This is a genomic window from Endozoicomonas sp. SESOKO4 (assembly GCF_024606275.1).
Genome location: NZ_JAHHPS010000421.1, coordinates 1 through 1,180, shown reverse-complemented (window position 1 = coordinate 1,180; position 1,180 = coordinate 1). Strand labels below are relative to the sequence as shown.

The window sequence follows — 1,180 nt, the reverse complement described above, 5'->3', positions numbered from 1 at the left end:
GCTCTGAATGCGGTGTTTGAGGAAATGAATATTACAGAAAATTTGTTGTAAGTCTGAGGCGAGAGTGTCGGTTTTCTCTATTGGCTGGAGAAATTCTCTGGAGAAATTTTGTCGGAATAGCTAACAGGAAAGTTATTCGGGATCTTACAGGGGAACAAGTCGTGCTGACCACAGTCAAACGATTAATGAATTGTTGAACTTTGTAAAGGGATTATTACTATGGCGAGTCCACTCGAATCAGCAGCAAGACCTTCATTGGTCACAGAACTTTTGGCTAATCAAGATGTTGGGATGACACCAGAGGTGCTCAGCAACCATCAGGGCAGTAATGCGGAATATTTGTTGCGTCAATGCCGTGCTCTTAAAGAGACACTAAGCATTATGCGTACAAGTATGACAGTGGCAGAGTTACCTGACCCACCTGTGCACTGCCCTTTATTGAATGGTGGTAAAAGTCTGGAGTCCCGAACGGTAGTGGCGTCTTCATCCCGGATGGGTAGTCTTTGGAGCACGCTAACCGATTCGCGACAGCCTGCCGAGGACAGAGAAGCTGAAATCTGGGCTGAGTTGCAGAAAATGGATGAACGCATTCAGGAGGATTACCAACGCCTTTTACAGTTCCGAACTCAGCTCTTTATTGCTCTGGATGCTGCACGGCAGGCTGAAACTTCATTGGCAAGCAATATTTCCTGTTATGAGAAAGCGCTAGAACGTGAGCATAAGGATCAGGATCAGCAAGAATTGCAACGACAGCTTGAAAATAGCGAAAAACAATTGATAAGAGCACAGCGCAAGCAGGATACAAATGCACGTGTCGATGAAAAAGTCATGAATTTAGAGAAGCTTTTGCGAGAAGCTAATTGTCGTTCAACAGAGATGCAGCGCGACCTTGACATAATCCGGGAAGAAAAAGCTGCCGAATCCAAAAAGGTTGAGGCTCGGAACATAGTTATAGCAGCATATCAACGTCGCACAGATGCTGATCACGAGACCATACAAGTACTCACGGAAGAAATTGATGCCCTATCAAAAAAGGTCCAGTTCCTGAACCGACTTAAAGTAGCAAAACAACGTCGTTTAGATGCTGATCACAATACCAAAAAGGAACTCGCAGAAGAAAAAGCTGCGCTGTCCGAACGGGCTGACAAGCTGGAGAGCGATTTATCAGGAGATCGGGAAA

The 1,180-nt window shown here is 45.3% G+C and carries 1 protein-coding gene; it reads left to right on the top strand.

Annotated elements, in window-relative coordinates; all coding sequences use genetic code 11:
• Window positions 1–255 precede the first annotated feature (255 nt).
• A partial coding sequence (locus tag KDK16_RS08300) for a hypothetical protein (RefSeq protein WP_257275576.1) occupies window positions 256–1,180 on the top strand: 925 nt, incomplete at its 3' end.